General features: G+C 71.8%; 26 protein-coding genes and 6 pseudogenes. 11 read left to right on the top strand and 21 right to left on the bottom strand.

What is annotated here, in order from left to right:
• Positions 1–111 precede the first annotated feature (111 nt).
• Positions 112–747 carry a TetR/AcrR family transcriptional regulator gene (locus UK82_RS17170; protein WP_044883203.1) on the top strand — a complete coding sequence of 212 codons (636 nt, stop codon included), beginning with the start codon at positions 112–114 and terminating at the stop codon, positions 745–747.
• A gap of 438 nt (positions 748–1185) precedes the next feature.
• On the opposite strand, the pseudogene UK82_RS42820 reads toward UK82_RS17170, so the two are convergent.
• The 3 genes and pseudogenes from UK82_RS42820 to UK82_RS17160 all read right to left on the bottom strand — a co-directional run.
• Positions 1186–1259 (bottom strand): annotated as a pseudogene (locus tag UK82_RS42820) (hypothetical protein); the annotation flags it as partial.
• Position 1260: 1 nt separating this feature from the next.
• A partial coding sequence (locus tag UK82_RS17165; protein WP_236706039.1) for an endonuclease/exonuclease/phosphatase family protein occupies positions 1261–2259 on the bottom strand: 999 nt, incomplete at its 3' end.
• A gap of 519 nt (positions 2260–2778) precedes the next feature.
• Positions 2779–3990, bottom strand: coding sequence for a beta-ketoacyl-[acyl-carrier-protein] synthase family protein (locus tag UK82_RS17160; protein WP_082121620.1), 1212 nt, complete (start codon positions 3988–3990; stop codon positions 2779–2781).
• Positions 3991–4272: 282 nt separating this feature from the next.
• Between UK82_RS17160 and UK82_RS17155 the strand changes: the two genes are divergently transcribed.
• Together UK82_RS17155 and UK82_RS17150 are read left to right on the top strand one after the other, a co-directional pair.
• Positions 4273–5364: a hypothetical protein gene (locus UK82_RS17155; protein ID WP_128423247.1), complete on the top strand. Its 1092-nt coding sequence runs from the start codon at positions 4273–4275 to the stop codon at positions 5362–5364.
• 141 nt (positions 5365–5505) lie between these two features.
• The coding region (locus tag UK82_RS17150) for a hypothetical protein (protein ID WP_236706038.1) at positions 5506–5991 on the top strand (486 nt) is incomplete at its 5' end.
• 130 nt (positions 5992–6121) lie between these two features.
• Here UK82_RS17150 and UK82_RS17145 read toward each other — a convergent pair.
• Both UK82_RS17145 and UK82_RS17140 read right to left on the bottom strand, forming a co-directional pair.
• A complete protein-coding gene (locus tag UK82_RS17145) occupies positions 6122–7357 on the bottom strand; it encodes an epoxide hydrolase family protein (RefSeq protein WP_044883206.1) in 1236 nt (411 codons plus the stop codon).
• Between the two features lie 86 nt (positions 7358–7443).
• Entirely contained in the window at positions 7444–7803 is a 360-nt protein-coding gene (locus UK82_RS17140; RefSeq protein ID WP_044883207.1) for a hypothetical protein, read from the bottom strand.
• A gap of 68 nt (positions 7804–7871) precedes the next feature.
• Between UK82_RS17140 and UK82_RS17135 the strand changes: the two genes are divergently transcribed.
• Both UK82_RS17135 and UK82_RS17130 read left to right on the top strand, forming a co-directional pair.
• Positions 7872–8843, top strand: coding sequence for a Clp protease N-terminal domain-containing protein (locus UK82_RS17135; protein WP_044883208.1), 972 nt, complete (start codon positions 7872–7874; stop codon positions 8841–8843).
• A gap of 121 nt (positions 8844–8964) precedes the next feature.
• On the top strand, positions 8965–10452 hold the full coding sequence (locus UK82_RS17130; protein WP_055408106.1) for an amidase: 1488 nt from the start codon (positions 8965–8967) through the stop codon (positions 10450–10452).
• On the opposite strand, the gene UK82_RS17125 is transcribed toward UK82_RS17130, so the two are convergent.
• On the bottom strand, positions 10436–11077 hold the full coding sequence (locus tag UK82_RS17125; RefSeq protein ID WP_055408104.1) for a bifunctional 2-polyprenyl-6-hydroxyphenol methylase/3-demethylubiquinol 3-O-methyltransferase UbiG: 642 nt from the start codon (positions 11075–11077) through the stop codon (positions 10436–10438). The genes UK82_RS17130 and UK82_RS17125 overlap by 17 nt on opposite strands.
• Positions 11078–11086: 9 nt before the next feature.
• A pseudogene (locus UK82_RS17120) lies at positions 11087–11985 on the bottom strand (helix-turn-helix transcriptional regulator).
• Positions 11986–12003: 18 nt separating this feature from the next.
• Here UK82_RS17120 and UK82_RS17115 point away from each other — a divergent pair.
• A pseudogene (locus UK82_RS17115) lies at positions 12004–12540 on the top strand (SDR family NAD(P)-dependent oxidoreductase); the annotation flags it as partial.
• Between the two features lie 43 nt (positions 12541–12583).
• On the opposite strand, the gene UK82_RS17110 reads toward UK82_RS17115, so the two are convergent.
• The 7 genes and pseudogenes from UK82_RS17110 to UK82_RS17085 form a co-directional block, all read right to left on the bottom strand.
• Positions 12584–13444 carry a class I SAM-dependent methyltransferase gene (locus tag UK82_RS17110; protein WP_044883212.1) on the bottom strand — a complete coding sequence of 287 codons (861 nt, stop codon included), beginning with the start codon at positions 13442–13444 and terminating at the stop codon, positions 12584–12586.
• Positions 13441–14460, bottom strand: a complete 1020-nt coding sequence (locus UK82_RS17105) for a cation diffusion facilitator family transporter (RefSeq protein ID WP_044883213.1) — start codon at positions 14458–14460, stop codon at positions 13441–13443. The genes UK82_RS17110 and UK82_RS17105 overlap by 4 nt, the downstream gene beginning before the upstream one ends.
• The gene (locus UK82_RS17100) at positions 14400–14729 is read right to left on the bottom strand and encodes a hypothetical protein (RefSeq protein ID WP_152989922.1); all 330 of its coding nucleotides are present in this window, start codon (positions 14727–14729) and stop codon (positions 14400–14402) included. Before UK82_RS17100 ends, UK82_RS17105 begins: the two co-directional genes overlap by 61 nt.
• Positions 14730–14768: 39 nt before the next feature.
• Positions 14769–15031 (bottom strand): annotated as a pseudogene (locus UK82_RS38325) (ArsR/SmtB family transcription factor); the annotation flags it as partial.
• A gap of 1 nt (position 15032) precedes the next feature.
• The coding region (locus UK82_RS38320) for an ArsR/SmtB family transcription factor (RefSeq protein ID WP_396230578.1) at positions 15033–15176 on the bottom strand (144 nt) is incomplete at its 3' end.
• Between the two features lie 137 nt (positions 15177–15313).
• Positions 15314–15799 carry a group II truncated hemoglobin gene (locus UK82_RS17090; RefSeq protein ID WP_201784203.1) on the bottom strand — a complete coding sequence of 162 codons (486 nt, stop codon included), beginning with the start codon at positions 15797–15799 and terminating at the stop codon, positions 15314–15316.
• A 200-nt stretch (positions 15800–15999) separates the two neighbouring features.
• Positions 16000–16386: pseudogene (locus tag UK82_RS17085) on the bottom strand (hypothetical protein); the annotation flags it as partial.
• On the opposite strand from UK82_RS17085, the pseudogene UK82_RS17080 reads away from it, so the two are divergent.
• Positions 16295–16489: pseudogene (locus tag UK82_RS17080) on the top strand (TetR/AcrR family transcriptional regulator); the annotation flags it as partial. The pseudogenes UK82_RS17085 and UK82_RS17080 sit on opposite strands and share 92 nt — an antisense overlap.
• Positions 16490–16508: 19 nt before the next feature.
• Positions 16509–16709 (top strand): hypothetical protein, encoded by a 201-nt coding sequence (locus tag UK82_RS34090; protein ID WP_055408097.1) that lies wholly within the window; start codon positions 16509–16511, stop codon positions 16707–16709.
• A gap of 137 nt (positions 16710–16846) precedes the next feature.
• On the opposite strand, the gene UK82_RS17070 is transcribed toward UK82_RS34090, so the two are convergent.
• The 4 genes from UK82_RS17070 to UK82_RS17055 all read right to left on the bottom strand — a co-directional run bounded on the left by UK82_RS17070 (position 16847) and on the right by UK82_RS17055 (position 20647).
• Positions 16847–17788: a ribose-phosphate pyrophosphokinase gene (locus UK82_RS17070; protein ID WP_044883217.1), complete on the bottom strand. Its 942-nt coding sequence runs from the start codon at positions 17786–17788 to the stop codon at positions 16847–16849.
• Between the two features lie 139 nt (positions 17789–17927).
• On the bottom strand, positions 17928–19163 hold the full coding sequence (locus UK82_RS17065; protein ID WP_055408153.1) for an ABC transporter permease: 1236 nt from the start codon (positions 19161–19163) through the stop codon (positions 17928–17930).
• On the bottom strand, positions 19156–20097 hold the full coding sequence (locus UK82_RS17060) for an ABC transporter ATP-binding protein (RefSeq protein WP_044883319.1): 942 nt from the start codon (positions 20095–20097) through the stop codon (positions 19156–19158). The genes UK82_RS17065 and UK82_RS17060 overlap by 8 nt, the downstream gene beginning before the upstream one ends.
• Before the next feature lie 160 nt (positions 20098–20257).
• Positions 20258–20647 (bottom strand): hypothetical protein, encoded by a 390-nt coding sequence (locus UK82_RS17055; RefSeq protein ID WP_201784202.1) that lies wholly within the window; start codon positions 20645–20647, stop codon positions 20258–20260.
• Between the two features lie 101 nt (positions 20648–20748).
• Between UK82_RS17055 and UK82_RS17050 the strand changes: the two genes are divergently transcribed.
• Positions 20749–21105, top strand: coding sequence for a hypothetical protein (locus tag UK82_RS17050; protein WP_044883218.1), 357 nt, complete (start codon positions 20749–20751; stop codon positions 21103–21105).
• A gap of 56 nt (positions 21106–21161) precedes the next feature.
• Here UK82_RS17050 and UK82_RS17045 read toward each other — a convergent pair whose 3' ends face one another.
• Positions 21162–21731 (bottom strand): TetR/AcrR family transcriptional regulator, encoded by a 570-nt coding sequence (locus tag UK82_RS17045; protein ID WP_044883219.1) that lies wholly within the window; start codon positions 21729–21731, stop codon positions 21162–21164.
• Between the two features lie 120 nt (positions 21732–21851).
• Between UK82_RS17045 and UK82_RS17040 the strand changes: the two genes are divergently transcribed.
• Positions 21852–22736, top strand: a complete 885-nt coding sequence (locus UK82_RS17040; RefSeq protein WP_044883220.1) for an SDR family oxidoreductase — start codon at positions 21852–21854, stop codon at positions 22734–22736.
• Between the two features lie 67 nt (positions 22737–22803).
• Here UK82_RS17040 and UK82_RS17035 read toward each other — a convergent pair whose 3' ends face one another.
• Both UK82_RS17035 and UK82_RS17030 read right to left on the bottom strand, forming a co-directional pair.
• On the bottom strand, positions 22804–23817 hold the full coding sequence (locus tag UK82_RS17035; RefSeq protein WP_055408095.1) for a class I SAM-dependent methyltransferase: 1014 nt from the start codon (positions 23815–23817) through the stop codon (positions 22804–22806).
• Positions 23818–23998: 181 nt separating this feature from the next.
• A complete protein-coding gene (locus UK82_RS17030; RefSeq protein WP_236706036.1) occupies positions 23999–24271 on the bottom strand; it encodes a hypothetical protein in 273 nt (90 codons plus the stop codon).
• 344 nt (positions 24272–24615) lie between these two features.
• Between UK82_RS17030 and UK82_RS17025 the strand changes: the two genes are divergently transcribed.
• Positions 24616–26145, top strand: coding sequence for an MFS transporter (locus tag UK82_RS17025; protein ID WP_055408092.1), 1530 nt, complete (start codon positions 24616–24618; stop codon positions 26143–26145).
• Positions 26146–26160 lie beyond the last annotated feature (15 nt).

Below are 26160 nucleotides of genomic sequence, written 5' to 3'. Positions count from 1 at the left end.
ATGTCGGCGCGCACAGTTCTCATATCGCTCCCTGCCTATGTGGGGAACTTCCCCCACATAGGAAGCTACCACGAAGTGGGGAAGATCGTCCACTTAGGTTAGGATGGGCGCGTGACTACCGGCGGCAGCAGCCCGAGCAAGCCGTTGCGGGCCGACGCGGAACGCAACCGGTCCGCCATCCTGGCTGCCGCGGCGCGGCTGCTGGCCAAGAACGGCCTGTCGGTGTCACTGGACGACGTGGCCGCGGAGGCCGGAGTCGGAAGCGCGACCATCTACCGGCGCTTCAGCAGCAGAGACGAGCTCGCGTCGGACGTCCTCGGGCAACAGATGGCCGAGTACGTCGCCCGGACCGAAGCAGAACTGGCCCGATCCCAGGACGACCCGTGGGGGGCCCTGACGTCGTACACCCACTTCGTGGTGGAACGCCAGATCGCCGATCGCGCCTTCGCCGAGGTCCTCTCCTCGCCCGGGCTGGGCACCGCCGCGCTTCGAGAAGACCTCGATCGGACCTACCGAGACTTGCAGGCCATCGTTCAGAACGCACTGGACGCCAAGGTTGTGCGACCGGACATGCACTGCAGCGACCTGCTCATGCTCTTCCGTGCGGTCAACGGCCTCATCGCGGCTGACGCCGAAACGGCCACAGCGGCGTGGCCACGGCTCGTGGCCACCTTCCTCGCGGCCTGGCGGAGCGACGGTCCTCCGCTGCCGCCGGTGTCCGCGGTGTGGGATCGGACAGAGGCCTAACCCGGATCTTTCAGCGGCGGCCCTGCCTGATGCGAAGGTCGCGGTGCTGGCCGCGTCGCGGACATGCCGCGCCTCGAGTCCTGGTCTGCCTCGCCGGAGTACGCGGCGGCGACGAGACGACCCTCCTCAACCACGCCCTTCTCCAAGCATGCCGCCGCGGCGGCGGCTGACCCTCGTCCCACCCGGCCACGACCTGGTCGGGGATCCTCTGCAACCACGCGATCCCCGACCAGACGATCCCCGACCAGACGATCCGTTCCGATCCCGCTCAGAACCTGATACGCCTACCCGCCTCCACGACCTGTCTGCCGCGCGGCGGAGTGGTGACGTCCCGTAGCTCTGGTGGCAGGCTGATCGGCCATGGGCACGGGAAACCAGACCACCTCCCGCGAGCTACGGTGCGCCACCGACACATTGCAGGGTCAATGCCGTGCAGGGTCAATGCCGCCGCGGGGAAACGGCGAGCACGGCTACGACACCCGCATGATCAGAGGGCCACAGCCCGGAACGGGNCCGGTCGCGTAGCTTGTCGCCAATCACGGTCGCCCGCACCGCCTGGACCTGTTCGAGGCCGGGGTGCGCGGGACGCGTAGGTTGGTACAACACGTAGTCGATGCGCCGATCAAGGTCTGCGGGTACGGCATCGAGCTCGATCTGTGTGGCGGTGAAGCCGTTGTTCGGGCCGTGGATCGCCGCCCACGCGTCCGTATATCCGCCCTGGGTGAACTGGCCATGCGGGCCGGTGGAGTCACTCGGTCGCGAATTCAGATCGCCGAGCAGGACCACCGGGTGTTCCGCGGTGGCGAGTGCGGCATGAAGCTCTTTCGCCTGGTCGTTACGAACCTGCGCGTCGACGGGTTCCAGATGGGTGTTGACGACTCGTACCGTCCGGCCCCGAGCGGTCACGTCGACTGCCGACCAGCCGTCCGGGAGCGTGAACGGCCCAGCCGCGGTCGGGACAGTCAGTCGAGCCGCGTACTCGTGCGACTCGGAATGGCTGGCTCGCCACCTGCCGGGGATGCCGGTTCGCACCAGAATCGCATCGTGGTCGGTGAAGCTCACCTGTCTGGTGGCGCTGATCGGCAACTGGCCGGAGAAGTTGGTGTTCTCCGCGGCGACCGCATAGTCCAGGCCGTGTTTCTTGAGCGCCTTCAGCAGGATCGGCAGGTAATCGACAGTAGTATGCAGTGGACCACCGATCGGGCCCTCTTTCCACAGTGCGACCTCCTGCAGGCCGAGCACGTCGGGCTGCTGCCGGGCGAGCAGCTTCGCGATGGCCTGCGCCCGCGCCGGAAAGTCGGCCCACAGCACGTGCTTGTAGGCGGTCCTGGTCCGACGGACTAGCTCCTGCTGGTCCGGGGCGGTGGCAATCGGGGTGAGATCGGCGCCAAGATACAGGTTGTAGGTGTTGACCGTGAGTTGCTGGGTCGGCTCCGTTTCGGCCAGTGCTGGCATGGCAAAGGTAAAACTGGCTATCAGCACCGATGCCGATATCGTGAGGCGTCGCCGCATATAGGGTCTCATACGTCCTTCAACTTCCGAAAGATGATGCAAGAAACAAGAGATCTCGACAGGCCGCAAGGGCAAGGCATCCTTCCGACGCGGAAAATATCAAGTCCGCGCGAACCACTGAAGCGACGCGCCGCGGTGATCAGCGCAAAAAAATACTGCGCATGACCGGATGAGATGGTTTGCATGCGGCCCGGGCGGGCATTCCAGGAAAACGACCCGGGGATGACACCGGAAGTCGCTGGCACGCGAGCCAGGAAGACGCACATATACGGAACCGGCCGAAGACATCACAGGTCCGGAGAACGGCGAAGCCGCGTTCTGAACTCCTGACCCTCCGACAGGATCAGGCCTGCGGTGCGGCGGGTCGCGGCGTGCGGTGCGCGGGATCGGGGTCAGGGAAGGCGCACGGCACGCCGCAACGGTCCGTCGCACCGTGCCCGGTGAGACGGACGGCGGGGGGCGGGGCCGGCGTGGTGGCACAGCCGGCCCCGGTGGTGGGCCGTCAGGCGTGGTCGCTCGTCAGGCGGCGGTGAACACGAGGGTGGCGTTGTGACCGCCGAAGCCGAACGCGTTGGCGACGGCGGCGTGGACGGTGTCGTGGCGGGCGGTGCCGGTGACCACGTCGAGTTTGATCGCCGGGTCGAGGCGGTCGAGGTTGCGCACGGGAGGGATCGCGCCGTCGCGCAGGGCGCAGATCGTCGCGATCGCGCCGATGGCGCCGGCGGCGCCGAGGGTGTGGCCGGTCATCGACTTCGTCGCGGTGACCGCCGGGTGGGTGCCGATGGTCTGGGCGATCGCCTCGGCCTCCAGCGGGTCGCCGACCGGGGTGGAGGTGGCGTGGGCGTGCACGAGGCCGATGTCGGTCGGCGCCAGGCCCGCCCGGGCCAGGGCGGTGCTGATGGCGCGGGACTGCCCGGCCGGGTCGGCGGTGACGATGTCGAGGGCGTCGGAGTTGACCGCGGCGCCGGCGGCGACGGCGTGCACCCGGGCGCCGCGGGCGGCGGCGAAGGACTGCCGTTCCAGCACGACGATGCCGGCGCCCTCGCCGAGGACGAAGCCGTCGCGGTCGGCGTCGAAGGGGCGGGAGGCGGCCGCGGGATCGTCGTGGCGGGTCGACAGGGCCCTCATCTGCGCGAACGCGGCGAGCGGGAGGTTGTCGATGGCGGCCTCGACGCCGCCGGCGACGACGACGTCGGCGAGGTCGTGCTGGATCATCTCCAGGCCGATGGCGATCGCCTCGGCGCCTGAGGCGCAGGCGCTGACCGGGGTGCGGGCGCCGGCACGGGCGCCGAGGTCGATGCTGACCCAGGCGGCCGGCCCGTTGGCCATCAGCATGATCACCGCGTGCGGGGACATCTTGCGGGCGTTGCCCGCCTCGACGATGCGGTGCTGGCCGAGGGTGGAGGCCACCCCACCGTAGCCGGTGCCGATGACGACGGCGAGGCGCTGCGGGTCGACCTCGGGGCGGCCGGCCTGCGCCCACGCCTCGCGGGCGGTGACGATCGCCATCTGCTCGCAGCGGTCGAGCCGGCGGCTTTCCTTACGGGGCAGGGAGGCCGCCGGGTCGACGGGCAGCGGGGCGGCGAGGCGCACGGGCAGGTCCGCCGCCCAGGCGTCCTCGAGGACGGTGACGCCGGAGCGGCCCGCGAGCAGCCCGCTCCACGTGGTGTCGAGGTCACCTCCGAGCGGGGTCATCGCGCCGATCCCCGTGACCACGATCTTCTCGTGCACCACCCTGTCTCCCCTTCGCTGTCGTGGTGGCGCGGGACGGCCATGTCACCGTCCCGCTACCGTTGTCCGGGGTTCACCTTCGCAGCCGCGCCGCGCCCGGCCCAGCTCTGACGGCGCCGAGGTCGGCGCCCTGTCCTTGTGGCTTTCCCACAAAGGACGACCGTGAGCACCGGCCTCACGCGTAGGCCTCGGTGGAGACCGGGCAGGTACGTGCCGGATCGCCTTCATCGTGGTCACCGATCCGCATCACCCGGTTGCGCATCCTGTGTCACGGTGTCGGTCATGACGTTGCTTGGGGACGCACTGGAAGCGATGGTCACGTGCGGCGAGCGGTGGACCTCCCTGCGGGCCGAGCTGCACTGGCGGGCCGACGGCGAGGCACGCTGCGCGGCGCAGACGGCGACCCAGACGGCACTCGGACAGCCCCCCGTGATCCACCCGCCCGGTGCCCCCGGGCCGACCAGGGCGGCCGGCGCGGTGGACCAGCGCAGCGGTTCCCTGCTGGCCACCCCGGACCTGCTGCGGATCGACTGGCACGACGACGACGCCGTGACCCTGGTGCACGGCGACCAGTGGCGTCGGCGTCGCGACGGTCGGGTGCAGGGTTCACGGCCCGCCGAGCCCGGTAATCGGCTGGTCGCCCTGTGGATCTCCGAGATTGTGCTGGTGCGGCCCTGGCAGGTCCTGTCCGCCCTGTCGCTGTCCGTCCGTGCCGTGCAGGACCGGCAGGGGCGGCGGGCGACCTGGCTGCGTGGGGTGCTGCGCGAGCCGGGTGCGCTGCGTCAGATCCACGGCCTTCCCGAGGGCGACGCCTACGACCTGGTCGTCGACGACGCCACCGGACTGCTCCTGGAGCTGACCGCCTGGTCCGGCGAGCGGGAGGTCGAGCGGGCCACCCTGCGCCACCCGCAGGTCGACGGGCCACTCGACACAGCCCGCTTCGACCTGGATACGGTCGGCACGGTTGACGCGTCCGAGTCGCCCGTCGGCCGGTCGCGGCCGCTGGCGACGTTGGCCGGCGAGGTGGACTTCACCCTGCTGTGTCCGCGCGACGAGGCCTACTTCGGCAGCGTCGATCCTGACGACGAGGACGGGATCGCGGTGATGGCGCACCCCGCCGGGGGACGCCCACTCGACCGTCGCCTGTGGTTCATCCAGTCCCGGGGAGCAAGAATGGCGGACCCGGCCGCGTGGGAGACGATCGTGTTGGCGGACGGCACCCCCGCACGCTGGTGGTCGCCGGCCGCCGACCCCGAGCAGGGCCATCTGCGGTTCGAACGGGCCGGCACCCAGGTGTGGATCCAGGGCCGCGGCCACCAGGACATCCACGATCTTGCCGCCGCCCTCGCACCGGTGCCGCCGGAGCGCCTCTAGGCTTCGGGTGTGTCGCGCACACCTCGTCCTGGTGATGGTGGTGCTTTATCGGGCCCGGAGACCGCCCGCGCGTTGCGGACGCGGCATCGCCGGGCCTGGGGGACGGTCGGCATCGGCGTGCTTCTGATGGTGGTGGCGTTNCCGGTGGGCCTGATCGGTGATGGGGGCCTGGCGATCGCGCCGTTCGCGTTCGGCGCGCTGGCGGTTGCCGGCGGACTGGTCGCGCTCGTCCACGTGGCGCGGATGCGGTTCCTCCTGGCGCGCAACCCGTGGACGGTGCGGCCGTGCAGGTTCGGATCGGTGGGTGGCGGCAACGGCCAGCCGACGCTGGTCCTGTGGCCACCGGAGCCGCCGAGTGACTCCGAACAGCTCGGGCCGGCCGCCGTCGAGCCGCGCGGGCCGTATGAAGCCGTCATGTCCGTGGTGTCGGTCGTCTGGCGATGGGGCGCGCTCGAAGCCTGCGATGGTGCGACGGTCTGGTTCGTGGGAAGCCGGCGCTGGGGCGGGGTGGTAGCCGCGCCCGGCACGATGGAACTGTTCTGGGTACGCCCCCTGCGCATCCCGCCGCTGCGGTGGTTCCTGGCACGCCGCGTTCTCGATGCGGGCGGTCAACGGAACCGGCGGTAGCGGATCATGCGGCTGTGCGACGGCTGCTGTTCTGGCGTTACCTGCCGATCTGGCAGAAGCCGATCACCCCAGAAGGCTGACGACCAGGCACGTTCATCCGTTGTCGCATCAGACGAGCCCGCAGGGTCGTTCAGGGCCTGCGGCCGTGGAAGGTGCGGCGCAGGTCGCTGACCCAGGCGTCGGGGTTTTCCCAGGGGATGAAGTGGCCGCCGTGGTCGTGGGCGTTGACGTTGACGTGGTTGAACCAGGCGGCCTGCGGGCCGGTCGTGAACGCCTGGACGCGCTCGTCCGCGGTGTGGATGCCGGGCGGGTTCTCGTAGGTGACGAAGGTGAGGCCGACCGGGGCCTGCACGACCGGGGTGCGGTCGTGGGCGGGGGCCCAGGGGTAGCGGTTGGCGTTGGCGTAGTACCGCATCGACGTGGCGATGGAGTTGTTCACCCAGTAGATCGTGGCGTGGGTGAGCAGGTCGTCCCTGGTGAAGACGGACTCGACGTCGCCGCCGTTGTCGCTCCAGGCGTTCCAGCGTTCCAGCAGCCAGGCGAGCAGTCCGGCGGGTGAGTCGGCGAGCCCGTGGGCCAGGGTGGCGCCGTCGAGCGTGTGCACGGCGAGGTGGGACGCCGAGCGGTGGTCCAGCTCGATGATCCGGGCGCGGACGTCGGCGGGCTGGTCGTCGGTGAGGGGCCGGTTGCGGGCGAGGTCCCAGGCGCGGGGGCCGGTGAAGAAGTCCAGCGGCAGCCCGGAGCCGATGTGGATGCCGTACAGCTCGTCGGCGTACTTGTGGCCGAGCTGGCTGGCGACGATCCCGCCGATGTCGCAGCCCCCGGCGGCGTACTTGTCGTAGCCCAGGGTCTCGGTCATCAGGGTGTGCCAGAGGTCGGCGACCTTCCAGAAGTTGACGTCCGGAAAGCCGGTGAGCGGGCCGGGGAAACCGAAGCCGGGCAGGGACGGCACGAGGACGTCGAACGCGTCGGCGGGGTCAGCGCCGAACGCGGCCGGGTCGGCGAGCGGGTCGATCACCTTCGACCAGTGCCAGAACGTCCACGGCCAGCCGTGGGTGAGGATCAACGGAATCGGGCGGGGGCCGCGGCCGGGTTTGCGCAGGAAGTGCACCGGGACACCGGCGACGCTCACCTGGTAGTGCTCGTAGGCGTTGATGGCGGCCTCGGCCTTGCGCCAGTCGTAGCCGTCCCGCCAGTAGGCGACAAGCTCACGCAGATAGCTGTCCGGGACGCCGTAGGACCAGTCCCCGTTCCCCTCGTCCAGCGGCGGACGGGTCAGGGTGAGACGGACGCGCAGGTCATCGAGGACCTCGTCGGACACATGAATCGGGGCGGGCTGGAGGGGGAAGGCGCCCAGGAGGGTCATGACGTGATTCTCCCGTGCGCGCCATCCAGGCTCGGGTGCGGGAGCACTGTGCCGGCAACCCGCTGGCATGGTGCTGCTCGCGCCGGTCACTTCCGTTCCAGTGCGGCGAGCCGCAACTCAAGCTGGTCAACCCGGTGCCGTAGCAGGGTGACCTGGGCTTCCAGGCTGACTTCCCGTTCCGCCCTGCGCTGAATGCGCGGTGACGCGGCGGCGCGCTCGATCACCGCGTCCAACTGGACCAGGCGCTGCGGCCCGTTCGGGCCGTCCACCAGCCGGGACTGGATCTCGCCATTGCGGTACCAGGACCGCAGGGCCGAGCGGGAAACGCCGGTCTCGGCTTCCGCCTTGGCCAACGTGACCCAGGGTTTCTCGTCCAGCTGCTCGAACAGCTCCAGCTCATTCTGCCAGCGCGCGAGCCGATCCTCCCAGTCCGACGGTGTCTCCATCACACCCTCCCTTCAGCAGGGTGACCATATCAGTAACAGTGTATTGACACGGTTGAGAGCATGGAGCCATGTCCTTTGAAAGGTTCACGGTGGAAGCCCGCAAGGTGGTCGTCACGGCTCAGGAGGAGGCAAGGCTGCTCAAGCACAACTACATCGGCACGGAGCACATCCTGTTGGGGCTGCTCGACGCGCCGGACAGCATGGCGGCGAAAGTTCTGCACCAGTTCGGGTACGACAAGGAGACGGCGCGGGTCGATATTGCCGCGGTGGTCAAGCCCGGCACGCAGGAGCTGAGCGGCCATATCCCCTTCGCGCCGCGCGCGAAGAAGACGCTGGACCTCGCCCTGCGCGAGGCGCAGCAGCTGCACCACAACCACATCGGTACGGAACACATCCTGCTTGCCCTGGTCAGGGAAGGTGAGGGCGTCGGCGCGACGGTGCTTGCCGAGCGGATCAATCCGATCAGCAGGATCCGTGCCGCGGTGCTGGCGTCGTCGGAGGGATCGCAGGACGTCGCGGCCAGCCGATGGCCGACCGGCACCTCTGCCACCGAGGACACCGTGTCCGCCGCCAGGGCGCTGGCCGGTGGCGCACCGGTCGGCAGCCATCACCTGCTTGAGGCGATGCTGCGGGCGGAGAACAGCATGGCGGCCACGGTGCTGCGCGAACTCGGGGTCGACCCGGACGCGGTCGCCGCCAAGATCGACGAACTGGATCCGGAGACGACCACGGACGCGAACCCGGAGGAGGCCGCCGCGCGCAAGATGGAAATCCGGCTGGTCGACGACGAGGTGCACCTGATCCTGCGGGACCCGACAACGGTCACGATCGCCAAGAAGGTCACCGAGCTGTCCCATGGCCCGATCCAGGGCGTCGGACCGGTGGCCGGCATGTTCGTCCCGCTCTGGCGCTCGACCAACCACCTGCTGCTGCAGATCCAGCGTGTGCTGGAACCGGAACCCGGCGAAGAGGACGGATCCGCCGCGAGCAACGTGGCCAAGGTCGTGCGCACGGTCCTCGCGCCCCGGCTCCGCCGGTGAACCGGCTGATCAGCAGGCCGGAGCCTGTTGTTCCACCGAGTAGCTGACCTATACGAACAGGAAGTCGGCCGCTCGTTTCCATATTTTATGACCTATTCCAGGGGGCGGTAGCGTCGGAATCATGGAGTGGAGTTTTCGGTCAGCCGAAGAGCTCGCGGCCGCGTTGCGTGCCGGTGACGTGACCTCGGCGGAGCTGACCGACGAGGCGATCGCCCGTATCGAGCGGGACGACAAGGTGATCAACGCGATCTGCGTGCCGGACTTCGACCGCGCGCGGGAGGCCGCGCGCGGCGCCGACCAGGCGCGCGCCCGCGGCGAGGACCGGCCGCTGCTCGGCATTCCGGTGACGGTCAAGGAGTCCTACAACATCGCCGGGCTGCCCACGACCTGGGGCATGCCGCAGCACGCGAACTACCTGCCGGCCGAGGACGCGGTACAGGTGTCGCGGCTCAAGGCCGCAGGCGCGGTGGTGCTCGGCAAGACCAACGTGCCGTTGGGGCTGCAGGATATCCAGAGCTTCAACGAGATCTACGGCACCACCAACAACCCGTGGGATCACGATCGCACGCCGGGCGGCTCCTCCGGTGGATCGGCGGCGGCCCTGGCGTCCGGGTTCGGCGCGCTGTCCATCGGCTCCGACCTCGCCGGTTCGCTGCGCACCCCCGCGCATTTCTGCGGCGTCTACGCGCACAAGCCGACACTCGGGCTGGCGGCGACCCGCGGCATGGTCGCGCCTGCCGCGCCGGCATTGCCGACCGACCTCGACCTCGCCGTCGTCGGTCCGATGGCGCGCACTGCCCGCGACCTCACCCTCCTGCTCGACGTCATGGCCGGACCGGACCCGCTGACGCTCGGCGTGGCGCACAACGTGGCGCTGCCGCCCGCGCGCCACGAGCGCCTCGCCGACTTCCGGGTCCTGGTCCTCGACGAGCACCCGCTCCTTGCGACCGGGTCCGCTGTGCGGGCGGGCGTGCACCGGGTGGCCGACGCGCTTGTCGGCGCAGGAGCCCGCGTCGAACGGCACACTGCGCTGCTGCCCGATCTGACCGAAGCCGCGACGCTCTACACGCAGTTGCTGTTCTCGGGCTCCGTCGCGCGTTTTCCCGTCGAGGCGTACGAGCAGCTGCGGACCCGCGCCGCCGGGCTGAGCGCGCACGACCAGAGTCTCGACGCGGCGCGGCTGCGCGCCATGGTGTTCAGCCACCGCGACTGGATGGAGGCGAACAACCGTCGCGAGCTGCACCGCCACGGCTGGCGGCAGCTGTTCGCCGAGTTCGACGCCGTGGTGTGTCCGATCACGCCGACTCCCGCGTTCGGTCACGACCACAACCCCCATCCGCTGGAACGCCGGATCGACATCGACGGCGTCGAGTACCCGTACTTCGACCAGCTCGTCCTGGCCGGCCTGGCCACCATGCCGGGCCTGCCGGCCACCGCGATACCCGCGGGCCGGTCCCCCGCGGGCCTGCCGGTGGGAGTGCAGCTCATCGGCCCGATGTTCGAGGACCGCACCCCGCTGCGGCTGGCCGAACTGCTCGAGCAGAAGATCGGCGGCTTCCAGGCACCGACACCGGGCGGCCGAGCCCGGCCTGTCAGCCGGCCGGAGTGATCGGCTTGTGCCAGACCAGCAGGTAACGCCAGAACAGCAGCCGTCGCACCCGCACGCCGGGCAGCACGGCGGCGGCTTGGCGGGCAACCTCCCGGGTGGTCAGCGGCGGGTTCATGACCACGGGCATGCTTGCGTGCGCCGGGTCCTTCGCGAACCCGCTTCCGCGTCCCAGCAGCCTGGTCGCGAGGAACACCGCGCCCAGCAGGCGATGTCCGAACGCCGCGACGATCTCGACGGGCAGTTCGTGACGCAGATCCGTCCGGGGCAGGGCGACGACGGCCAGGACCCCGCCGGGACGCAGGGCGGCCGCGAGCACCCCGAGCGCCTCCGGCAACGGCATGTGGTGCAGCGCGCTGATCGAGAAGATCGCGTCGTAGTCCTTGCCCGGCAGCGGGTCGGTCAGCACATCACCGAGAACGCAGTGCACATTGCGCGGGGTGGCTCGCCTCGCCTGCTCGATCATCTCGGCGGAGCGGTCGACGGCGTCGACCTGCTCACTGCGCCGGGCGAGCCGGGCCGCGAACGCTCCGGCGCCACAGCCGACGTCGAGGACCCGCCGGGCCGGCTGCGGCATCTGACGCAGCAGCAGCCGCTGGTAGTAGGCGTTGTGACTCCAGTCGAGCATGGCCGTACGCTACCCAGCCGCACGCAGACGCTGATCTCCGCCCGGCTGCGCCAGCGTCTGGGTGCCGAGGACGGCGAGCAGCGCGAGACGTTCGGCGTCGGGCGAGCCCGGTTCGGCCGTGTAGACCAGGATGCGCAGGTCGCTGCCCGCGACGCTGAGCACGTCGCAGTCCAGCGTCACGGCGCCCACCTGCGGATGATCGACGGTCTTGCGCCCCGCCTCCGGCCGGCTCACCGCGGCGGAGTCCCACAGCCGCGCGAACCGGTCACTGCGCCCGCGCAGCTCGGCGATCAGGCGACGCAGCCGCTGGTCCGCCGGATACCGGCGCGCCGCCGCCCGCAACGCGCAGACCTGCGAGACCTCGAGATCGTCCTGGGACTGCGCGGTGTGGCGCACGCGGCCGGGCGCGCCGAGGAAGGTGCGCCAGACCGCGTTGCGCTCGCTGCCGCGGCGCTGCCCCATCAACGCCGTGTACAGCGGGTTGGCCAGCAGCAGCGTCCACGCCGCGTCGCTGACCGCCACCGGGGTCCCGGTCAGCCGGTCCAGCAGCCGCTGCACCCCCGGGGTGATGTGGGCGGGCACCGTGCCCCGCCCCGGCGGCACGAGCCCGGCGATCCGGAACAGATGCTCACGCTCGGCCGCCGACACGCGCAACGCCCGCCCCAACGCCTCGACGACCTGCTCCGACGGGTTGGTTGCCCGGCCCTGCTCCAGCCGGGTGACGTAGTCGACCGAGATCCCGGCCAGCAGGGCGAGTTCCTCGCGGCGCAGCCCGGGCGCACGCCGACGGGCAGCCCGGCCGCCTGCGGGGAGACCCGGTCGCGCCAGCGCCGCACCGTGCGCCCGAACTCGCTGCGCCCGAGCTGCCAGTGTGCGGCCTCCCGGTGCTGGGACTCCGGGCGCGCCATGACGCCACTGTGCACCGCGTCACCGACGATGCCTCCGTGCAGGCCGCGGCAAGCGCCGTCGCCGCCGACGGAGGACTCGACGTACTGATCAACAACGCCGGCATCGCGCCGAGCGGTGACCCGGGAGCCGCGGACGTCACCGCTGAGGTGATGCACGCGGCGTTCGAGACGAACGTCGTCGGCGCGGTGCGCGTCCTCCACGCCTTTCTGCCCCTGCTGGCCCGGTCCGCCGCCCCGGTCGTGGTCAACGTCAGCAGTGGCCTGGCCTCGCTGACCGCGGCCACCACCCCGGGCACCGCCCGATACGCCTACCCGGGCGTCGCCTACCCCGCCTCGAAGGCCGCCCTCAACATGATCACCGTGCAGTATGCGAAGGCGTTCCCGACCATGCAGATCAACGCCGTGGAACCCGGCTTCACCCGGACCGACCTCAACGCCAACACCGGCACGCAGACCGTCGAACAGGACGCCGAGATCACCGTCCGCATGGCGATGGTCGACCCCGACGGCCCCACCGGCGGCTACGTCGACGCCGACGGCACCCTGCCCTGGTGAGCGAGCTCCGGGCCGCCGCCTGATTGTTCCCATAGAGACGTGTTCAGTGCGCCGCGCGCACCGCCGAGACCAGTCCACCAGTGCCCTCGTCCTGCTGCGACGGGGTGAGCACCGGACGGCCGTAGGCCTCGGCGCGCTCACGCAGGGTGAAGGTCTCCGCCTCCCAGCCGAGGCCGTCCAGCCAGCCGACCGGGTCCTGCGGCATCTCCGAGACCCACATCGACGCTGCCGACCCCGAAGCGGCGTCCCCCCGGAAGCGTTCGACCACACCGCGCGGGCCCAGTGTCAGGCCCATCCTGCTGCCTGCGGCGGACAGCGCGCCGACCCGTTCGAGCAGCGACTGCACCGCGTCCTCGGGCAAATAGATCAGCAGTCCCTCGGCGATCCACACCGTCGGCTGCGCCGGATCGTGCCCGGCCGCGGCCAGTGCGCCGGGCCAGTCCTCGCGCAGGTCGACCGGGACGGTGATCCGCGCGCAGCGCGCAACGGCCCGCTCCTGACGCAGCACCGAGGCCTTGAAGCTCAGCGGTTCAGCCGTGTCGACCTCGAACAGCCGGGTCCCCGCAGGCCAGTCCATCCGGAAGGCCCTGCTGTCCATCCCGGCTCCGAGCAGCACGACCTGCCGGACGCCGGACGCGACCGCCCGGTCCAGCAGGTCGTCCAGGAACTTCGTCCGGATGACGATCGAGAAGGCCACACCGAGCCAGCGGCGCCGCGCCGCCTCGTCCGCGCGCGGGGGCGGCGGCGTCTCGGGGCCTCTTCCGCCGGCCGTGGCGAAGGCCAGCGCCAGCGGGTCCCGGAACAGCGGCTGCTCGCATGCCGTCTCCATCGCCCTCACCCGGGCCACGCCCACGGCTGTGGCCCACACCCCGGACGGCTCGACCCGGCCCGCCGCATCAGTCATGCGTTGGCGCCGTCGGGGGCGTGGCTGCTGACGGCAGTCGATCGGCCGCGGCCGGCCCTGGACGTCCTCGGCTCGCCGGCCGCCGCCCGGTCGCGGGCGATGCCGCACGGGTCGTCGTGCGGGGGGGTGCACGGCTCGCACTCGGACTCGATCGTCACGTGGGTGATGGCGTACCGCTCGGCGAGCATCGCCTTGATCCCGTCGGACACCGCCCGCGCCTGCGCGAGGCTCGGATGGCCGTCCTGCACGCCGTCGAGATGGCCGAGCTCCAGGTGCACCGACGCGGCGAACACCCGGTCGGACAGGCTCCACACATGCAGGTCGTGCACGTCGAGGACATGGGTGTCGCGCAGGATGTCCGCGCGCACCGCGGCGACGTCCAAGCTCTCCGGCGTCGCCTCCAGCAGCACCCGCGACGCGCTGACCAGCAGCTTCACCCCCTGCCCGGCGATCAGCACGGCGATCAGCAGCGAGACCAGCGGGTCCAGCCAGTACCAGCCGCCGACCAGCCAGATCACCAGACCCGCCGCGGCGACCGCCACCGACACCGCCGCGTCCCCGGCCAGATGCAGCACGGCCGCGCGGGTGTTCAGATCGGCGTCGCGCTCGTGGACGACCAGGGCGCTCACCGCGTTGACGACCGCCGCGGCGAGCGCGACGCCGACGACCACCGGGCCGTCGACCGTCCCGTGCGCGCCGAGGCGGCGCAGCGACTCGACGGCCAGCAGTGCCGTCACCACCAGCACCGCCGCGGCGTTCGCCTGCGCGGCGAGCACCGGCCAGCGCACCCCGCCGAACGTGCGCCGCGCCGACGGCGGACGCTGCGACAACGTCAACGCCACCAGCGCGAGCAGCACCCCAGCCGTGTCGGTCAGGTTGTGTCCGGCATCGGCGAGCAGGCCGACGGACCCCGCGGCGAAGCCGGCCACCGCCTGCCCGACGACGATCGCGAGGTTCAGCCCGGCCGCCAGCCACAGCCGGCGCCGCTGGCGCGCGCCCCCCCGCCCCGCCGGCACCCCATGGCCGTGTCCATGGCCGTGCGCGTGACCGTGCCCTGCACCGGAGGTAGGGCCGGCGTCGCGCGCAGGACCGGCGCCATCGCCCTGACGGCCATCGCCATCATGAGGATGGTGGCCGTCGCCGTCACGGTGATCGTGCCCGCCGCGATGATCGTGCTCGTGCTCGTGCTCGTCGTGCTGGTCATGGCCGTCACGGTGTTCTTGACGGTCATGACGGTCATGACGGTCATGACGGTCATGACGGTCATGGCGGTCGGGACGGTCATCGTGGTCGTCACGGTGGTGGCCGTGGCCGCCGGGTACGCTCATGATCCGTGCCCGTCGGTCAGGGGTGCGGCCGCGCGTGCGCCCACCCCGGCCCCGACCGGCTCCCGCGACGTCGCGACGCCACCGGCGTCGGGGTGCACGTGCTCGGTGTCGACGTCGACGGCGAGGACGACGTCGAGCAGATCCCCCAGCGCGTGGCGGAGCTTGTCGTCGGCGAGCTCGTAGCGCTGGCGGCGACCCTCGGGGGTGGCGACGACCAGCCCGCAGGCGCGCAGGCAGGCGAGATGGTTGGACAGGTTCGNGCGGCCCACGCCGAGGATCTCGGCCAGCTCCGACGGGTAGGCCCCGCCGGAGCGCAGCACCAGCAGCAGCCGCGCCCGCGTCGGGTCCGACAGCGCGTGACCGAACCGGGCGAGGACCTCCGCGGGTGAGGCGAGCTTAACCATGTCCCAACGGTACAGCGGACGCTGACATCAGCCAATCCTGACCTGTTCCCCGCCGTGCCGCGGGCCACAGGTCCCCCGCCCCCGCCGGCCGTCCGCCTCGGCCCGTGAGGAACAGCGGAACGAACGGAGAGTCCAAGTCAGGGCTGGTACGGAGGCGCGACGCCCCAGCCCCAGTGCGGCACCGGGGCGTGCTCGAGCACGACTGCCCCCGGCTGGGAGTTGTGCTGAGCCAGCCGGGTGCCCCACTCGAGGTAGCCGACCAGCGCCGCCCTGAACTCCGGGTCGTCCGGCAGGTGGGCGTCGTCGGCGGCCCGGCTCATCGTGGACGCGAACCGGAACCGCTGCTCAGAGGTGATCCCCAGCTCCCGGTGGTGGGCCAGCATGGCCTCGTACCCGCCGAGCTGGTCGGTGTAGTCCGCCGGACCGCCGAACACCTCGATCCACCAGCGGCTCACATGGGCGCGGTGGCTCTCGCTCACGCCACCCGGGAAGAACGGACTGAGCAGGTCGTCGGCCTCCACCCGGTCGTAGAAGGCGTCGATGAGCCGCCGGAGAGCGGTCGGTCCGCCGGCCCATTCCAGCAGCGACGGCACCGCAGCCGCGTCACCCTCGGTCGTTGTCAAGTCTCAGGTCCTCCCGCTCGGATAATCGGCGACGCTGATTACAGCATTACACAACACCATCAGTGCGGCTGCCGCGTCGCCCGGCGGCGGTGCGTGACGGTGAGTCGAGGCGTCGGTGGGCCAAGTGCCTCACCGACGCCGGGCGCAGAGCCGTCTCCCCTGCTGGTGTGGACCTACGCGAGCCCTACGGCCGCGCTGACTCACCTCGAACTCCGCATCTCCCTCTCAAGGAGGGCCCGGAAGGCGCGCGGGGGCCGACCGGTGAGACGGTGAACGGTGTCGGTGACGCGGTCCTCCGCCCCTCCGGCGATGGCACGGTCCAGGTCGGCCAGCATTGCGGCGAACTCCACCGGGACCTCCGCCGTGAGGCGATCGCGCATCTGTCTGTAGGACAGACGGCGGTGGACGACGGGCCGAATGATGCCCTCGTCGCGGATGCTGCGAGCGTGCGCGTGCGTGCCGGTGAAGTTCTGCATGAACCACGAGGGCCGCAGTCTGGAGCAGATCCCCGGCCTGACCGACAGCGGCTTCACCGCCCACGCCCTGCTCGCCCCCATACGAGCCGACCTCGTCGAGCACCTGGCCGGCGAAGAGCGCATTCCGCGGGAAAGTATGCGGGCACAGTTGGCGAACTTCGTCACCAGAGTCCTGGCTTCCGGTCCACTGCAAGGGTTGACCGCCGAGGAGTGATCGAGGATCGGGCGAGTCCTTGATCAGCGGGGGCCTCTCGCAGACGACCACCGTGCTCCGCCGCAGGGCGCTCGGCGAGTCCGTCGAGCAGATCCAGCCCGACCTGATCATCTCCACCGGCAAACGCAGCAGGACGCCGGCGCCGGGCCGGCCGAACGGCAGCCCGACGAGCGCACCGACCCCGACCAGCACGCTACAGCCGGCGTTGGGGGCACCCTGAGTCGAGACACTCGCGATGTCTGACTCCGCCTTCCTTCTTCCTCGCCCTTCCGGGAGGGTTCCGCGTCCGGTTTGTTCCCTCTGGAAAGGCAAGGAAGTGGCACGACGAGGGCGGCGGGAGGCTGCCCGGCGTCGGGGTCAGGCGTCGAACAGGGCGCTGACCGACTCGCCGTTGTGGATGCGACGGATCGCCTCGGCCAGCGGCGGCGCGACCGTGAGCACCTCCAGCTTCGGCACCCGGTCGTCCAGCGGGATCGGCACCGTGTTCGTGCACACGATCTCCACGACGTCCGGCTGGTCGGAGATCCGCTTGAGCGCCCCGGCGGAGAACAGCCCGTGCGTGCACGCCACCCGCACCGAGCGCACGTCGAGCTCCCGCAGCCGCTCGAGCAGTTCCAGCACCGTGCTGCCCTTGGCGATCTCGTCGTCGAGGACGATGACGTCACGGCCGGCCACATCCCCGATGACCGTCGAGATGCTCACCCGGTCGTCGGCGAAACGCTGCTTGGCCCCGGCCGCGACCCGCACCCCGAGCATCCGCGCGAACGCCGCCGCCTCCTTGGCGTTACCGAGGTCCGGCGACACCACCGTCGTGTTCGACAGGTCGTGGCGGCGGAAGTGCTTGGCGAGCTCCCGCAGCGCGTGCAGATGGTCCACCGGGACGCTGAAGAAGCCGTGCACCTGCGGCGAGTGCAACGTCATCGCCAGCACCCGGCTCGCCCCGGCGGCCACGAGCAGGTCCGCGACGAGCCGCCCGCCGATCGAGATCCGCGGCGCGTCCTTCTTGTCGGAGCGGGCATAGGCGTAGTGCGGCAGGACCACCGTCGTGCGCGCCGCCGACGCCCCGCGCGCCGCGTCCAGCATCAGCAACAGCTCGACGAGGTTCTCCTGCACCGGGGCGACCAGCGGCTGGATGAGGAAGACGTCGCGCTCCCGGCAGTTCGCCGGCAGCTGCACCTCCAGGCAGTCGTTCGCGAACCGCTGGACCCGCACCCGGTGCAGCGGCACGTCGAGGTGCGCGCAGATCTCCTCGGCGAGGATGGGGTGGGCACTGCCGCTGAAGACGGCGATGTCTCGCACGAACCGCTCCCTGTTCTCTTTTCCCTGGCCGGCCGGCGTCGGTCGTCGCCGGCCTGGCGCCGCCGGCATGGCCGGCGCCCGGTCGATCGTTCCGGATGCTACCGACCGCGGCGCGCAGACGGCGGGCTCGGGCGGGGGCTCAGGCGGCGCGCAGGGCGTCGCGCAGCGCCACCCGCGTCCCCGAACGCTTCACCGCGTTGCCGTACACCCGCCCGGCCAGCCAGACCAGCACCGCGATCCACGCCAGGGTCAACGCCAGCGCGACCAGCACCTGCCAGACCGCCACACTGCCGATCCCGATCACCATCGGCATCAGGATCGGCGCGAACAGCGGGACAATCGCCAGGGCCAGGATCAGGCCGCTGTCCGGGGACGACGGCAGCACCGAGATGCCCAGCACGTACGGAATGAGGATCATGGCGATCATCGGGGCGGTCACCCCGCCGGCGTCCTCCTGGCGTGACACCAGCGCCCCGGCAGCGGCGAACATCAGCGCGTACATCGCGAACCCGACCAGGTACCACAGCAGCGCCAGCGCCACCGACCCCACGGCGACCCCCGCCGGGATGTCGAGTCCCCCGGTGGCCAGCCCCAGCCCGACCCCGACCGCGCCGATCAGCGCGAGCTGGCCGAGGGCCACCACGCCGATCCCCAGCACCTTGCCCGCCATGAGCTGCCACGGGCGGATGACGGCCAGCAGCAGCTCCACCACCCGGCTCGTCTTCTCCTCGATCACACTCTGCGCCACCACCGGGCCGAAGATCAGCAGCGAGATGTAGATCAGACCACCGGCGAGCAGCCCGAGCACCAGCCGCGCGGAGTCCCGCTCGGGCTGCGGGCGCAGCGCGGTGACGGCGACCCCCGCCGTCGCGACCGCCTGGCCCACCGTCGCCGGATCACCGCCGAGGGCGGAGATCTGTCCCTCCAACGCCGCCTGACGGGCCGCGACGGTCAGCACGGACGTCAGCGAATCCCCCAGCTCGGAGTCCACCACCACCCGGTAGCCGCCGCCCGTCCCCGCGGCCCCGCCCGCCGGCGGCGCCGCCAGCACGAGGGCGTCGACGTCCCCGTCGAGCACCGCCTGCCGCCCGGCCGTGGCGTCGGCATAGGTGCGCACCTCGACGTCGACGCCGAGCGAACGCGCCGCCGCCCCGATCGCCGCCGCCTGCGTGCCGTCCGCCGCCGTCACCGCGACCCGCCGCACGGACGGACCGCCGCCGACGGCGCTGGTCACCAGGACGCTCGCGGCGATCGCGACGACGAACAGCGCCGTGGTGATCTGGAACGCCCGCGACCGCACCCGCGTGCCGACCTCCCGGCCGGCGACCAGGCGCAGCACCCGCCACGACCCCAGCTCGCCGTCCGCCTCATCCATCGCCGGCTCCACCGCCGCCATGACCGCCGCCATCGCCGGCGCCGACCACATCGCGGAACAGCTCCGCCAGCGACGGCCGGCGGGGATGGAACTCGCGCACCGGACCGCTCGCCAGCGCCGCGCGCAGCACCGCCTGGTCGTCGGCCCCCGGCTCGAGCTCGAGCACCGTGCGCGACCCGTCCCGCCCGCGCACCCGCACCCCGACCAGACCGTCCGCCCAGTCCGCCGGCGCGTCCGGGGCGTCCACGACGAGCCGCCCGCCACCGCCGGCCCGCAGCTCGTCGACCGGCCCGCAGGCGACCAGCCGGCCCGCCCGCACGATCCCGACTCGATCACACAGCCGCTCGACGAGGTCGAGCTGATGGCTGGAGAACACCACCGGCACCCCGGCGGCGCGCCGCTCCCGCAGCACCTCGCTCATCACGTCGACCGCGACCGGGTCCAAGCCGGAGAACGGCTCGTCGAGCACCAGCGCGACCGGATCGTGCACGAGCGCCGCGGCGAGCTGGACCCGCTGCTGGTTGCCGAGGCTGAGCTTCTGCACCTCGTCGTCGCGCCGCGCGGCGACGCCGAGCCGCTCGGTCCACCGTGCCACCGCCCGGCGCGCCGCCGCCGGCCCCAGGCCGTGGAGCTGGGCGAGGTAGTGCAACTGCTCGGCGACCTTCATCTTCGGGTACAGCCCGCGCTCCTCGGGCATGTAGCCGATCCGCCGACGGGTGCGCAGGGTCAGCGGCGCACCGTCGTAGCGGACCTGGCCGGCGTCGGCGGTGACCACCCCGAGGATGATCCGCATCGCCGTCGTCTTGCCGGCGCCGTTGCTGCCGACGAACCCGAACAGCTCGCCGGCCCGTACCTCGAACGACATCGCGTCCAGCGCCACGACGTCGCCGTAGCGCTTGGACACGGCGTCGACCTCCAGCCCCCCGTCGCCCATTCCCACCGCCTTCCTGCGCGATCCCGCGACCGCTTCGCGCCCCTGCACCAGGGACCGTTCGGACGAACATCCTCCCAGCAGTTCGGTTAGCGTGTTCGCGCCCACTCTCCAGTGGTGGCCAGGTGCTTGGTTCTGGTGATTGCTTCATGATCGAATTTGATCAACCGATGTCGTCAACATCGTTGATTATCTTGTTCAATTCGACCGCAGAATCGCACACCGCGCCAGCGGGTCGGGCGGCCGACTGCGGTCTGTCGGCGGCGCGGTTCCGGTGCCGACGGGTGGCGATGCCCAGCAGGAGGAAGCCGGCGAGACACAGGATGCAGCCAGCCGCGGTGCAGGTGCGAGTCTCGGCGGAAGTGACGCCGGCCAGGCGCGGAATCGTGTTGAGGGGCGCCGCGCAGTAGAACAACAGCAGGACCCAGCCGCGCGTGCGTATCGGCGCCAACCATGTACGCAGGCGGCGGGGCACCCGGTTGGCGGCCAGGACCAGTCCCGCGGGCAGCACCGTGAGGGAGAACAGGGCCAGGCCGATCCACTGCCACATCATGATGCGGGGACTCCTCTGCTGAGGCGCCGTGCTCGTGCTGCCGTTCGCGAGCGGCAACGACGATTACCCGTGATTGCGGGCTTGTCGCCCTATCCTGAGGCATGGACACCGTGCCCCCGGGTGGCTACAAGTGGATCGTCGGGTTCTCGACGGTCAACCTCGTGGTGGCAACCGTGGGGTCCGCGGCCGTCCGCCGACGGTTCGGTGACACCGCAGCGCAGACCTTCCAGCGTCGCGCCGGCACAGTGGTCAGCGGCCTGTTCATCGTGTGGGCGGCAGTCTTCTGGGGCCTCTTCCCCTATGGCCTCTTCGGCGCGGGGCTGTTCCTGGTGTCGTTCCTCGTCGAGTGCTACTGCCGTCGGCGGGCACGCGCGGGGAGACCGCCGACCACGGACACGCGCTCACAGACACGCCGTGACGATCCGACTGCAGACCAATCGCGCTCGACAGCGGATTGACGCCAGAGCCCCTCGGATGTCCTGCTGACCACTCCCCCGGCCGGTACCGGGCACCGTCAGCTCGACGGGACGAGCAGTCCCGCCATGGCGAGCTCGACGAGCCGGCCGGCCTGGTCGGCGGACATCTGCTCGGCGACCCAGGCGGCGGCGTTCATGAGGGCGAAGATGTCGGCGCCCGTCGCCTCGCGCCGCAGCGCGCCGGCCTCGCGCGCCCGCGCGATGAGCCGGTCACCGATGTCGGTCATCTCGACGCACGCCTGGTGCAGCTCGGAGGCCTCGTCGTCGACGCCCTCGGCAAGCACGGCGGCGAGCCCCTGGTAGGCAGCGGCGTGCGCGATGACGGCGTGCACCCAGGCGGTGAGCGCCGCGGCGGCGCCGGGCTCGTCGAGCAGATCCGCCCCGCGTGCGAACAGGGCGTCGTTGCGCTGGTGCAGCAGCGCGCCGAGCAGCGCGCGGCGGTTGGGAAAGTGTGCGTAGAGCGTGCCGATCGCGACCCCGGCGCGGCGGGCGATGCCCTCCAGCGAGGCGTTCGTGCCCTGGGCGCGAAACACTGCGTCGGCCTCGGCCAGCAGCCGCTCGCGGTTGCGCCGCGCGTCGGCGCGCGGCCGCCGCCCGGACTCGGTCATTCACCCTCCATGGGCATCCATCCTCGGACGAACATCCGTCCTCGACAAACCTGAGGTTGCCTCGGAATACTGTTCCTGAGGCATCCTCAGATTAGCGGACGAGACCTTCGGGAGACACGGATGATCCTGGTAACCGGTGCCACCGGCTCCATCGGACGACCCCTCGTGCGCCGGCTGCAGCGCGCCGGGGCAGCAGTGCGGGCGCTGGTCCGCGACGAGGCGAAGGGCCGCGCGCTGGGCTGCGAGTTCGTCGTCGGCGACTTCGACGACCCCGCGTCGATCGTCGCCGCCCTGGCCGGGGTCGACCGCCTGTTCCTCAACGGCGCGGGGGCGCAGCCGGCCGACGGGGAGCAGCCGATGGTCCGCCAGCAGAAGACGATCATCGACGCGGCGGTCGCCGCCGGCGTCGAGCGGGTGGTGAAGGTGTCGGTCTGGCACGCCCAGGAGGGCGAACGGCTCGCCGGGGGCGCCCACTGGCAGATCGAGCAGTACCTGAAGGCGTCGGGGCTGGGCTGGTCGATCCTGCAGCCGAACGGCTTCATGCAGAACTTCATCACCGGACAGGGGTCCTTCACCGCCGACGGAAACCTGGTCGGCGCGTACGGCGACGCCGCGGTCTCCTACATCGACTGCGCGGACATCGCCGCCTGCGCCGCCGCGCTGCTGACCGACCGGCCCGGCGACGGCGAGACCTTCCTGCTGTCCGGGCCGCAGGCCCTGACCCACGCGCAGATCGCCGAGAAACTCTCCGCCGCGCTGGGGCGAACCGTGCGCTACGTGAACCTGACGGTCGAGGAACTGGCCGCCGCGCTGAGGGCCCAGGGGCTGCCGCCCCGGTTCACCGAGGACGTCGCCGTCCTGACGCAGGGGCTGGCCAGCGGCACCGCGGCGCCGACGACCACGGCGGTGCGCGACCTCACCGGCCGCGCGCCCCGCACCTTCGACGAGTTCCTGGTCGCCCACCACGAGGCGCTGGCCGCCCTCGCCCCGGTGCTCCCCCGTTGATCGACACGTCGCAGGTAGCGGGACGCCGTCAACACTGTTGATTATCGGTCGGGGCGGCCTGCGGCCCTCACGCGGGTGCCGAGACGCGGTCGGCCACGAGGATGCGGCCGTTGCGCAGCGAGCGGCGGTGCTGGACCGGGGTGCCGAGATCCTGCGCGAGGGTGAGCAGGGAGTCGTCCCGGGTGACCGCGAAGCCGTGGACGCCGACGGCGCGGCGCAGGGCGGCCGGCGTCCACACCGAGCGGTTCGGCTCGCGGGTCATCGGATTCGCCTGCCGGGACAGGGCGCTGAGCAGGCGCGCCGCCCCCCGGCCGAGCGGCGCCGAGGGTGCCGGGGTGTGGTAGTGCACGATCAGGCGGCTGCCCGCGGCGGAGCGGTCGCCGACGATCCGCAGCGTCCGGGTGACCTCGCCGCGGGTGAGGTAGGGCACGACGCCCTCCCAGATCCAGATCGTCGGGACCGACCGGCGGTGGCCGGCGGCGGCCAGCGCCGCGGCGAGGTCGTCCCGGCTGAAGTCCACGGGCACGAAATGCGGCGACGCGCCCGCCGGCGCCAGCTCGCCGGCGCGGTCCCGCTTGTCGCGCTGCGACGCCGGATGGTCGACCTCGAACACCGGCGTGGCGGCGAGTTCCGCCATCCGCCACGCCCGCCCGTCCAGCCCCGCCCCCAGGATGACGACCTGCGCCGCGGCAACGGGCACGCCGGCCCCGACCTCGACCTCGACGTCGGGGCCGGGGCCGGGGCCGGGGCCGGCGTCAGGGTCAGGGCCGACGCCGACGCCTGGGCCCGCGGGGGCTTCGCCGGTGGCGGGTAACGCCTGGCGGACGGCCTCGTCGATCGCGACGGTGCGCGGCGCCATCACCTCGGCGCAGGCGCGCACCATCTCGAAGGTCAGCCGCGGCCCCCAGCCCGCCGGCGCGTCCTCGGATCGCACCTCGTCGACGATGCCCCGCTCGGCGGGAAGCAGGAACGCCCTCGCCGTCGGATCGTCGAACCGGCCCGGGGCGAGCCGCCCGTGGGCGACAGCCCGTCCCTGGCAGACCATCACGGCCGTGCGGCTGGCACCGCCCGTTCCGCCCATCGGCCGATGACCTCTCCCCCGCGGCCGTCCTGCGGCAGAGCCCCGTGCCCTCATCGCCCGCCTCCCTCACCCTCCCCCGCCGGCCGCGGCCCGCCCCGCCGGGCGCCCCGCGTCGACGACGCCGGAGTTCCGGCCCTCATCGTCGCAGCCCACACGTCCCGGCGGCCCGGCCAGGGTCCCTTCACACCGCGTCGGGCGGCCTGTCCCGCTCGCCGCCCGCCGCGGGCCCGCGGTCGCCGGGCTGCGGATGGCGGGCGTAGTCGCCGCCGGCGAGCACGGTGATCCCGGCAGCCACGGCGAGGGCGATGACGGCGATCCGCCCGGCGGTGTCGTCGAAGATCCCACCGATGGCGTCGAAGATCTTCACGACCACTCTGGCGGTGACCGCGGCCATGACGGCACGGCCGAGGATCCGCACCACGATCGCGGCGGTCGAGCGGCCCCCGCCCGTCATGTCCCGCTCCGGCCAGGACGCGCCGCGCGCGCCGCCGCCCCGGCCCGCCACGGCACCCGCCGCCCCGCGATCATCGGATCCACTGGACCATCCACTGTCCTCATCCCCACGTGCCCCGCCGGTCCGGCCGGCGTCCGGTTGCCCCGTCACCGGTGTCGGCGTGCCGCGGTCGTGCCCGCGCCGTGCCGCGGCACGGCGGCGGTGCTTCGCCGCCGGCGGGCGGGATATCGGCGGCGGAAGCGGGCAGAGAGCCGGAGGTCAACGTCATCCGTGGGGACGTCCGCCGCGGCGGGAACCGGTCGCGGCGGACGGCGAGCCCGCAACGGCGAAGGTATGGGGGTGGCATGCCCGGCAACGACAGCGGCGGGTTGGGGACGATCCGCACGGCGATCCCGGCCCGACTCGACCGGCTTCCCTGGGCCCGGTTCCACTGGATGATCGTCATCGGGTTGGGGACGGTGTGGATCCTCGACGGCCTCGAGGTGACGATGGTGGGCGCGGTGGGTTCACGCCTCACCGAATCGGGCAGCGGAATCTCGCTGTCCGCCTCCGACATCGGCACCGCGGCCGCGATCTACGTGCTCGGAAGCTGCCTGGGTGCATTGTTCTTCGGTCAGCTCACCGACCGTTTCGGCCGGAAGAAACTGTTCCTACTGACCCTCGGCGTCTACATCGTGGCGACGACGGCGACGGCGTTCTCGTGGGCGCCGTGGTTCTTCTTCCTGACCCGGTTCTTCACCGGCGCCGGAATCGGCGGTGAATACGCGGCCATCAACTCGGCGGTCGACGAGCTGATCCCGGCACGGGTACGGGGCCGGGTCGACCTGCTCATTAACGGCTCCTACTGGCTGGGCTCCGCGGCGGGCTCGGCACTGACCGTTTTCCTCCTGTCCGAGCGCATCTTCCCGACCGATGTCGGCTGGCGCCTCAGCTTCGGCCTCGGCGCGGTGCTCGGGCTGGTCATCCTCGTCGTGCGCCGGCACGTGCCGGAAAGCCCGCGCTGGCTGTTCATCCACGGCCACGCCGACGACGCCGAACGGATCGTCGGCGACATCGAACAGACCGTCGAGGCCGAGACGGGCACGCGGCTGGCCGCCCCGAACAAGAAGATCACCGTCCGTCAGCGCACGGTCATCCCGCTGCGGACGATCGCCTCGACGGCGTTTCGCACCTACCCCCGCCGCGCGGTGCTGGGACTGGCGCTGTTCGTCGGGCAGGCCTTTCTGTACAACGCGTTCACCTTCGACCTGGGCACGATGCTGACGACGTTCTACGGGGTCAGCTCGTCGGCGGTGCCGGTGTTCCTCGTCGTCTACGCCCTGGGTAACTGCGCCGGCCCGCTGCTGCTCGGCCGGCTGTTCGACACCGTCGGGCGCAAGCCGATGATCGCGTCCACCTATCTGGCCGCCGCCGCGCTGGCCGTGCTGCTCGCCGTGCTGTTCGACGGCGGCGCGCTGACCGCGTGGACGTTCCTGCTGCTGGTGGCGGCCACGTTCTTCTTCGCCTCGGCGGGGGCGAGCTCGGCGTACCTGACGGTCAGTGAGATCTTCCCGATGGAGACCCGGGCACTGGCGATCGCGTTCTTCTACGCCGTGGGTACCGCGGTCGGCGGTATCACCGGCCCGCTGCTGTTCGGCCACCTCATCGACACCGGCCGCACCGGGCCGGTGATGGTCGGCTTCCTCGTCGGCGCGGCGGTGATGGCCGTCGGCGGTGTCGCCGAGCTGCTGTTCGGCGTGGACGCGGCCGGCCGTTCGCTGGAGGACATCGCCGCCCCCCTCACCGCTACTGAGGACGGCGACGAGCCGTATCCCGACGAGCCGACCCGCACGTCCGGCCCAGACCGGTCGGCCGCCGCCGTCGAAGGCGGCTGACGGTCAGGGGCAGCC

It is taken from the genome of Frankia sp. ACN1ag (assembly GCF_001414035.1).
Taxonomy (GTDB): Bacteria; Actinomycetota; Actinomycetes; order Frankiales; family Frankiaceae; genus Frankia; species Frankia torreyi.
This window is presented reverse-complemented; position numbering and strand designations above follow the sequence as displayed.